Genomic DNA, 10,032 nt, shown 5'->3' on the forward strand with positions numbered 1-10,032 from the left:
TCACTCAGCCCGCAGCGGCTCAGCTCGCAGCGGATCAACCCGCCACGCCGTCACAGCGCCATGCCGTCACAGCGCCACGCCGCCGCCACGCTACGCCGCGATGCCGCGCCTGCGGTCGATCGCGCGCAGCACCAGCTTGCGCAGCTCGGTGGCGATGAGCACGAACGCCGCCAGTCCGATGCACTCGAGCCAGGCCGTCGCGCCGAGCGGCGTGGTGCCGAACGCGGCGTTGAGGAACGGCACGTAGATCACCACGAGCTGCAGCGCCACGGAGATGCCGATCGCGCCCCACAGGTACTTGTTGGCGAACAGGCCCACGAAGGCGCTCTGCTTGGCGGAACGGGAGGCGAGCGCGTTGAACAGCTGGGCGAACACGAGGATCGTGAAGCCCATCGTGCGGGCCTCCACCATCTGCGCGTCATGGCCGAGCGCGTCCACGGAGCGGTCGGTGAACAGGCCGCCGGCGAGGTGCATGTCCATGCCGATGAGCGTCACGGCCGCCATGATCAGACCCACGAAGATGATGTCGCCCCACATGTCGGCGTCGATCACGCGGTCCGTGAGCTTGCGCGGACGGCGGTTCATCACGTCCTCGGTCTGCGGGTCCACGCCCATGGCGAGCGCCGGCGCGGCGTCGGTGAGGAGGTTGATCCACAGCAGCTGGGTGGCGAGCAGCGGCACGGTGACGCCCTCCACGCCCGGCTGCGTGATGCCGAGGAATCCGGCGAGCATCACGCCGCCGAACACGGTGAACACCTCGCCCACGTTGGAGCTCAGCAGGTAGCGCAGGAACTTGCGGATGTTGTCGAAGATGCCGCGGCCCTCGCGCACGGCGGCCACGATGGTGCTGAAGTTGTCGTCCGCGAGGATCATCTTCGCGGATTCCTTGGTGACCTCGGTGCCGGTGATGCCCATGGCCACGCCGATGTCCGCGGTCTTGACGGCCGGGGCGTCGTTCACGCCGTCGCCGGTCATGGCCACGATGTTGCCCTGACGCTGCAGCGACTCCACGATGCGCAGCTTGTGCTCGGGTGCCACGCGGGCGTACACGGACACCTCGCCGGTGGCCTTGTCGAACGCCGCGTCGCCCTGTGCGGCGAGCTCGTCGAGCTGGTCGCCGGTGAGCGCCTTGCCGCCGCGTTCGATGATGCCCAGGTCGGAGGCGATGCGCGCCGCGGTGAGCGGGTGGTCGCCGGTGATCATGACCGTGCGGATGCCGGCGCGATGCGCCTCGGACACGGAGTCGCGCACCTCGGTGCGCGGCGGGTCGATGATGCCCACCATGCCGGCCCAGATAAGGTCGGTCTCGATGGCCTCGGACTGTTCGGCGATGTCCGTCACCTGGCCGGCGGCGTTCACGCGCACGCCGGGCACGGCGGCCAGCGAGTCGGTCTCCAGCGGACGGTAGGCCTCGCCGAGCGTGCGGTACGCCTCGCCGGAGAGACGCTCCACGGTGGCGAGGATGGTCTGGCGATCGCCCTCGGTGAGCGGACGCACCTGCCCGTTCACGGCGATGCGCGTGCAGTAGCTCAGCAGCACGTCCGGCGCGCCCTTGGCGAACACGGTGAGACGGTTGCCGTCGGCGCGGTTGCGCGCGATCACGGCCATGCGCTTGCGTTCCGAGGTGAACGGCACCTCGGCCACGCGCTCGAATCCGGAGTAGGCCTTGAGCGCCTTGATCTTGCGCGCGGCCACCACGAGCGCCACCTCGGTGGGGTCGCCCACGATCTGCCACTTGCCGCTGCCCTCGCCGTCCTCGCGCAGATCGCCGTCGTTCGCGATCGCGCCGGCGGCGATGGTGGCCACGGCCTCGACGCGCAGCGGGGAGTCGGACGGCAGGTCGTTGCCGTCGAGCCCCACCATCTGCCCCTTGGGCGCGTAGCCGGTGCCGGTGAGCTGCACCTCGCCGGACGGCGTGACGATGCGCTCCACGGTCATCTCGTTGCGGGTGAGCGTGCCGGTCTTGTCCGAGCAGATCACGGACGCGGAGCCGAGCGTCTCCACGGAATGCAGCTTCTTGACGATGGCATGATGCTCGGCCATGCGGCGCACGCCCAGCGCGAGCACCACGGTGAGGATGGCGGCCAGGCCCTCCGGCACGGCGGCCACGGCCAGCGACACGGCCAGCAGCAGGGAGTCGATCACGTCCTGCAGCGAATGGAAGCCGCTCATCACGGCGAGCGCCACGAGCACGAGCACGGCGATCACGCACACGGCGATGCCGAGGATCTTGGCGACGTGGTCCATCTCCTTCTGCAGCGGGGAGTCGTCGTCCTCGGTCTGGGCGAGCATGTCCGCGATCTTGCCGACCTGCGTGTTCATGCCGGTGCCGGTGACGATCGCGCGGCCGGTGCCCTGCGTGACGGACGTGCCGTTGAAGATCATGTTGGCGCGGTCGCCCAGCGCCTTGGCGGATTCGAGCGTCTCGGGCTTCTTGCCCACGGGCACGGATTCGCCGGTGAGGCTGGCCTCGGCGATGCGCAATGACGCGGCGGCGAACAGGCGGCCGTCGGCGGAGACGCTGTCGCCCTCGGCGAGGACGAGCACGTCGCCGGGCACCACGTCCGCGGTGGCGATGCGCACGATCTTCCCGTCGCGCAGCACGCTGGTCTGCGGCGCGGCCATCTTGCTCAGCGCGTCCACGGCCTGTTCGGCCTTGGCCTCCTGGATGTAGCCGAGCACGGCGTTGAGGATCAGGATCAGCACGATCACGATCGCGTCGAACGGCAGCGCCTCGCCGCCTTCCCCGTGCGAACGCTCGATGAACCACGCCACGAGCGAGATCGCGGTGGCCACGAGCAGCAGGTAGACCAGCGGGTCCTGGAACTGCGCCAGGAACTTCTTCCACTTGGGCACCGGAGGCGCGCCGGCCAGCTCGTTCGGGCCGAAGCGCTCGAGTCGCCGCTTCGCCTCCGCCTCGCTCAGGCCCACGTTCGGGTCGACGTTGAGCGCGCGGGCCACGTCGGCCGCGTCGGCGAGCGACGGGTCGAGATCGGCGGGAAGCGCCTGCGTCTGCGCGGACGTCTGCGCGGATTCTGGTTTGGACTGATCATTGATGGCCTTGGCCATGATCTCATTGCTCCTCGGGTCGCCGCGGAGTAGTCAACGTCGTGCGGCGCCGTGGTCCGGACGGTGTCGTTGCCGTCCGCCTGTGGCGCGCTCGCGTTGCGCGGTTGTGGGTGCGACGCAGGTGTGCGCCGCGGTTCCCCATTATCGCATACCCTCGTTACCGCGTCCTCCGACAGCGTACGGCGCGGCGTGCGGCGTGGCGCGTGGCGTGACATGACGTGACATGACATGACATGACGTGACGTGACGTCGGCGCGGCGCTTGACGTGGTCCGAGCTCCGCGTCGCACGGCGTGCGCGTCCCGGGTACGGCGTGCGCGTGCGCCCCATGTCCGATCATCGCAACGTTGCGACGACGCGCCACCTTACGCGACACCGCACGACCCCACGATGGCCGATCATCACAACATTGCGATCATCAGCCACCCGCCCCCAGCCATCCCCGACAAACGAAGGACCGGGTTTTTATCGGAATCGCGGAATCACAACGGCACGATCGAAAACCCGGGCCTTCGCTTGCCGGACGATCGACCGATCGGCCGATCCGCCCAATCTGAAGCACTCCTGAGAACGTCCTCCTGCACTCCTCGGCAAACGAAGGGGCGGGTTTCCACAGAAACGGCGGAATAACGCCAGCGCGATAAGAAACCTAGCCCTTCGCTTGCCACGCGATCGGTTTCTCCCGACAAACGAAGGGGCAGGTTTTTATCAGAATGGCGGAATCGCAACGGCGTGATCGAAAACCCGGGCCTTCGCTTGCCGGACGATCGACCGACCCGCCCAAGCTACGGCCCCGCATCGCAACGTTGCGATGATCGGCCACGGTAGAGGAGAGATCCGAGGGCCTCGATGGTCGTATACGGCAACGTTGCGGTGATTGACAGCCGGAGTGGACGAACCAAGAGCGGGCGGGCCAAGGACAGACGGAACAGACGCCGATGTGCCGAGGGGCGGACGAATCGCGAGGGCGGATGCGCCAAGGGGCGGACGACGACCGGGGCGTCTTGCGGGGCGGAGTCGCGCGGCGATAGGATGGGCGACGAAGGGACGGCGTCGGCAGCATCGCGGACGCCTCACAACGCGGTGGAAGAGGGACGGACCGATGGACGAACCGCAGCACAATCCGAACGATCAGCAGACATCGCCCGCACAGCAGCAGCCCCCGTCGCAGCCGCAATATCCACAGGCGCCGCAGACGCCGTATCCTCAGGCCGCGCAGCAATCGCAGTATCAGGTACCACCGCAGCCGCAGTACGGGCAGGCGACGGGCGCGCAACCGTACGAGGCGCAGCAGCCGGCGGCGCAGTGGCAACCGCAACAAGCGCAGTACGATCAGGCGACAGGGCCCGGACAGGCATCGCAACAGTATGCACCGTCAGACGCGCAGCAGCGGGTGCAGCCTCCGCAGCAGACGCCGTATCCTCAGGCCGCGCAGCAATCGCAGTATCAGGTACCACCGCAGCCGCAGTGCGGGCAGGCGACGGGTGCGCAACCGCACGAGGCGCAGCAGGCGACGTCCGCGGCACCGCAGTCGTACGACGTGCAGTCCGCACAGACGTCCGCGCAACAGCCGACGTACGCGACGCCGCAGTCCGATGGAAGACCGACGCTGCCGCCGCCCACGGGCGCGCCGATCTATGCGGCCGCCCCGACGCCCGCGCCCCAGCAGCCGTACGCACGGCCGTATGATGCACAGTCCGCGCAGCCGGCGGATCAGCAGCCGACGCAGCCGACGCAGGAATGGCAATCGCGGTCTGATCAAACGGCGACGCAGCAGGCGCACGCGCCGCAGACACCGCAGACGTACGATGCGCAGTCCGCACAGGCGTACGCGCAGCCCACGTACCAATCCGCGCCGCAGACGCCGTATCCTCAGGCGCAACCGCAGCCGTCGTACGGACAGGCGACGCAGGATCCGCAGCACCCGCAGGCTCCACGACAGCCGTACGCGCAAACGGCGGATCAGCAGGCGGCGGCGCAGCCGACGTACGCGCAACAGACTCCGCAGCCCTCGTATCAGCAGCCGCAGTATCAGACGCAACCGCAGCCTCAGTACGCGCAGGCTCCGCAGCAGCCGCAGTACGCGCAACAACCTCCGTACGCGCAACAACCGCAGCCGCAACGGCCCGGTCGCCACGGAGCCCACGCCGCCAACCCGGCGAGCCCGTCGAACCCAACAACCCCAACAACCCCAACAACCCCAACCACCACGGCAACCACCGCGCGCCGCCACTCCCCCGCGCGCACCGTGCTCATCACGCTCACGGCCGTAGCCGCCGTGATCGCCGTGGTGTTCGGCTACTTCCTGGTGGCGAACCGGCCGTCCGGCGGTCACGTGAGCACGGACATGTCCGTCTACGGCGACAACTTCGACACGTCCAAGTACGACCTGCAGCAGCCCATCCTGGACGTGGCGTCCACGTACACGTTCCGCGAGAAGGTGGGCTCCGCGGCCTCCAAGCTGGACAGCTACTGGTCCACGAGCGGCTACGGCGCCACCACGGACGGCGATCTGGTGGTGGGCGTGTACGCCGATCCGACGTTCCGCAACCAGATGAACATCGCCGTGGCGCAGGACGAGAAGGACCCGGACGTCGTGACCGTCACCGCGCGCAAGGGCCTGCTGTTCAACAACTACTACGATCCGAACACGCAGCAGCTGCACGCCGAATCGTTCGACACCATCAAGGCGAACCAGTACTACTTCCGTCAGGAGCTCACCGAGGCCGACGACGACCACTACTTCGACGCCAAGCAGCACGCCTACGCGCGCTTCACCGGCTTCGGCTCGTACTATCTGGTGGTCTACTTCGGGGAGGACGGGCAGAAGCTCGCCAAGCCAAAGGTGACGTACTTCACCGTCAAGGACGACGTGCACGAGCTGGACGCGCCCCAGAACCTGCAGGCGCGCGTGGACGAGGAAGGCCACGTGAACCTGAGCTGGGATCCGGTGCAGGGCGCCACGCACTACAAGGTGTATCTGCGCGTGGGCGGCGCGTTCCTGGGCGACGGCGCCACCGAGGCGGAGAAGCAGAAGGACGATCTGGGCCTGCAGGACACGTACGTGCTGGCCGTGCCCACGACCAGCACCGTGAACCTCAGGGACTGGGATCCGTCCGCGGCGCCCGGGTTCAAGGACTTCCTGACCGGCATGATCGACCAGTACCAGAAGGATCGCGCCGACTCCGGGTTCGCGCAGACGCCGTACTACCAGAACCTCCAGTTCATCCGGCTGTACGGCAACGAGTCCGAGGACGAGCAGTTCGATCCGGACAGCAACGTCTCCCTGGAGGAGAACCACAACAGGTTCCAGCGCAGCGCCAGCAACACCGAGCTGTACGTGATCGCGTACGGCGACGACGAGGTGAAGACGAACTCGCCGATCGCCTCGCTCAACGTCAACCCGCTGCTCTCGCAGATCCCGGTGGCGCCCGCGTTCAACGCCATCATCGACGGCAACCGCGCCGGCAAGGAGTACGTGAGCTACATCACCGTGGCCGACGGGCTGACGCGCATCGTGCCCAAGCGGTACGACTGGAGCACCGCGCAGGTGGGCGGCGGCAGCGGCGTGAGCGTACGCTACCAGCTGGGCGGCACGATCATGAAGAGCACGGACGACTTCACGGACAAGGGCGCCACCGTGGACGCCGTGAAGGCGCGCGTGGAGCAGGAGGCCTCCGCGCTGCAGGCGTCCGACACGCAGACCGGTCTGGTGCAGCCCGCCGGGCAGGTGGGCACCGTGGACTGGAACGACAAGACCGGCGACCTCAAGTCGGACGTGGACCTCAGCGGCGCGAACGGGTCGATCGACTACGTGAGGTTCGTGGCCGCGAACCTGCTGCAGGAGCGCACCACGATGGACGTCTCCCAGTACGCCAAGGAGGCGGGCGCGCCCAGCGCGAACGACGTGGTCGAGGAGGCGCTGGCGCAGAACCCGCTGATCCTGCACTCCAACGCGTACGTGGCCGTGAAGCGCGAGGGCACGCGCACGCTGCTCAAGGTGCAGTACTACGACGACAGCTACGGCACGGACACGGCCAACGTGCGCACGCAGCTGAGCCAGAAGGCGGACCAGATCGTGGCGCAGATCATCAAGGACGGCATGGACGACCGCGCCAAGACCACCGCCATCAACGAGTACCTGGTGAGCACGTACGCCTACGACTACCCCACGTACGAGAACGAGATGCAGAGCGGCCAGAGCGTGGACCAGGACTTCTTCGTGCGCCACAAGAGCAACCAGAACGCGTCCGGACTGCTCGGCACGTACAACGGCGAGGACCTCACCAAGACCGTGTGCGCCGGGTACGCGAAGTCGTTCAAGCTGCTGGCGGACAAGGCGGGGCTCAACGCGATCTACGTGACCGGCACCGTGAACGCGTCCACGCGCAACGCGCTGCACGCGTGGAACCAGGTGAAGATCGGCGACCAGTGGCTCACGGAGGACGCCACGTGGAACGACACCGGCGGCGGATCGTCCGACGAGTATCTGCTCGTGGGCCCGGACAACGCGTCCGTGCGGCGGCGCAGCCAGGTGGTGGACAACAGCGCGATCGTGGACACGCAGCTGGCGGCGTACGGGATCGGGTGACGCGGGGCGCGTGCGGCTTGTGCTTCGGTGCGGGGCGCGTGCGCGGCATCGCAAGAGCGCACGGGACGCGTGAACCTTGGCTTTGGCGCGGGGTGCTGGGACAATGGACCCCATGGCATTGAAGAAAGGACCGACCAAGGGGTCGGGTGGCAAGCATCGCAACAAGCTCAAGGGTCACGGCCCCACGCCCAAGGCCGAGGACCGCGTCTATCACAAGGCGTTCAAGGCCAAGAAGGCCGCGGAACGTCGCAAGGCGGCCGATCCGCGTCTCGCCGCGAGGCGTCGCGTGGCCAAGTTCGCGTCGGACTCCGACGAGCTGGTCTACGGCCGCAACTCGGTGCTCGAGGCGCTGCGCGTGGGCGTGCCGAGCATGCAGCTGTACATCGCCGCGCGTCTTGAGCACGACGACCGCACGCGCGAGATCGTGAAGATCGCCGGCGCGAACGGCCTGCACATGCTGGAGGCGGATCGTCTGGAGATGGACCGCATCGCGCGCTCCGGCAACCATCAGGGCGTGATCCTCAAGGTGCGCCCGTACGAGTACACGCCGCTGAGCCAGCTCGTGGATCAGGCCGACCGCAAGGCCAAGGCCATGGACGGCGTCTCCGCCAAGGTGCGCATGGAGTCGCGTCCGCTGTTCATCGCGTTGGACGGCGTGACCGATCCGCAGAACCTGGGCGCCGTGATCCGTTCCGCCGCCGCGTTCGGCGCGAACGGCGTGATCCTGCCCGAGCGTCGCTCCGCTTCGGTGACGGCCGCCGCGTGGAAGGTGTCCGCGGGCGCGGCCGCGCATCTGCCGGTGGCGCGCGTGGTGAACCTCACCAAGGCCATCCAGTCGCTGCACGAGCGCGGCTACTACGCCGTGGCGCTCGACGGCGGCGGCGACGCGCTGGTGGGCGAGACCGGCTTCGAGACCGACCCGCTCGTGGTGGTGCTCGGCTCCGAGGGCAAGGGCGTGAGCCGTCTGGTGCGCGAGCAGTGCGACGCGGTGGCGGGCATTCCGATCAGCTCGATGGTCGAATCGCTCAACGCGTCCGTGGCGGCGGGCATCAGCCTGTACGCCGTGGCCAACGCGCGACGCAAGGCGGCGGAGGGTGCGGCCGCGAAGTAGGACCGCGACATAGGACCGCGACGGCCAAGTTAGGGCTGCGGGCATCCGATCTGCTCATTCGCGAGCGTCGCGCATCGGATTTGCTCATTCTGCGAGCGCTGAAGACCAGAATGAGCGGATCCGATGCGCGGTGGCCTGTTCGGGGTTCGTCAGGAACTGGATCCGCTCATTCCGCATCGCGCGCGCATCGGATCTGCTCATTGTGTGCGGTCGATTGCGCGGAATGAGCAGATCCAGTGCGTGGAGGCCGGTTTGAGGGCCGTCAGGAACTGGATCCGCTCATTCCGTGGAAAACCGGCACTGGATCTGCTCATTCCGTCCGATGGCGTATGCGGATTGAGCGGATCCGATGCGCCGTACGCCCGTTTTGTCCCATCAAGCATCAGCCCCGCCCATTCCCGCGACAATGTTGACGCGGCGCCGTTCATGCATCGTGTAAGTCCTACCAGCACATCCACCTATGGGTGCTTTTCTGCCGATCCTTGGCATCGGTCACGCAAGGATCGGCAGAAATACGTTGATTCCGGGGATTTTGGAGCCCAATCAACGCACTTCTGCCTACACATCGAAAAGCCATGCCAAGGATCGGCACAAATGCACCCGCGGCACGGCCCCGCGGACGAACCTACGGCCTCACCGCCGGCCGGGGACATCACGCCCCATGTCGTCACGCGGACCGGACGGGGCGTCACGCGGAGCGCGGGTTGTGTCACACGGAGCGGACGCTCCCGGTGACGCGGGAACCGAAAACCGCGGAACCAAGCCGATTTCGGGCATCGCGTCACGCGGAGCGAACGCTCCCCGTGACGGCCGTGGCGCTCCCGGTGACGATGGAACGTCCCCGGCGACGAACACGCCGCGCGACACCGGCACAACGCGTCACGCGGACCGGGCGGGGCGTCACGCGGACCGGGCGGGGCGTCACGCGGACCGGGCGTCACGCTGGCCGCGGAGTCCGAAAACGTTGAAACCAAGCCGATTCCGGATGCCAACGGCCCACGTGACGCACGGTCCGCGTGACGAGCATGGCGCATGGCGGACGGGCCCGGATACGCGAAGGCCCGTCCCCATGCGGCACATGAACCACACGGGAACGGGCGAAGGACGGCCGCCGGACCGGCCCGCGAGAAGGGGGCCGGTCCGGCGACCTCACGCGCGCGGCGTCACGACAGGTGACGGCCGGACGGGCGACGACGCCTCAGCACGCCACCCAGCAGCGCCAGACCCGCGCCCGCGGCCAGCACCGCCAGCACCGACGCGCC

3 protein-coding genes are annotated in these 10,032 nt (G+C 68.1%); 2 read left to right on the forward strand and 1 reads right to left on the reverse strand.

The annotated features are described in order from the left end of the window. Positions 1 to 90: 90 nt before the first annotated feature. On the reverse strand, positions 91 to 3,069 hold the full coding sequence (locus G1C96_RS07405; RefSeq protein WP_169275953.1) for a cation-translocating P-type ATPase: 2,979 nt from the start codon (positions 3,067 to 3,069) through the stop codon (positions 91 to 93). A gap of 1,101 nt (positions 3,070 to 4,170) precedes the next feature. Between G1C96_RS07405 and G1C96_RS07410 the strand changes: the two genes are divergently transcribed. Beyond that, positions 4,171 to 7,659: a transglutaminase-like domain-containing protein gene (locus tag G1C96_RS07410; RefSeq protein WP_169275954.1), complete on the forward strand. Its 3,489-nt coding sequence runs from the start codon at positions 4,171 to 4,173 to the stop codon at positions 7,657 to 7,659. 112 nt (positions 7,660 to 7,771) lie between these two features. Next, positions 7,772 to 8,770: a 23S rRNA (guanosine(2251)-2'-O)-methyltransferase RlmB gene (gene rlmB / locus G1C96_RS07415; protein ID WP_169275955.1), complete on the forward strand. Its 999-nt coding sequence runs from the start codon at positions 7,772 to 7,774 to the stop codon at positions 8,768 to 8,770. Positions 8,771 to 10,032: the final 1,262 nt, after the last annotated feature.

This window comes from Bifidobacterium moraviense (genome assembly GCF_012932365.1).
Classification (GTDB): Bacteria; Actinomycetota; Actinomycetes; order Actinomycetales; family Bifidobacteriaceae; genus Bifidobacterium; species Bifidobacterium moraviense.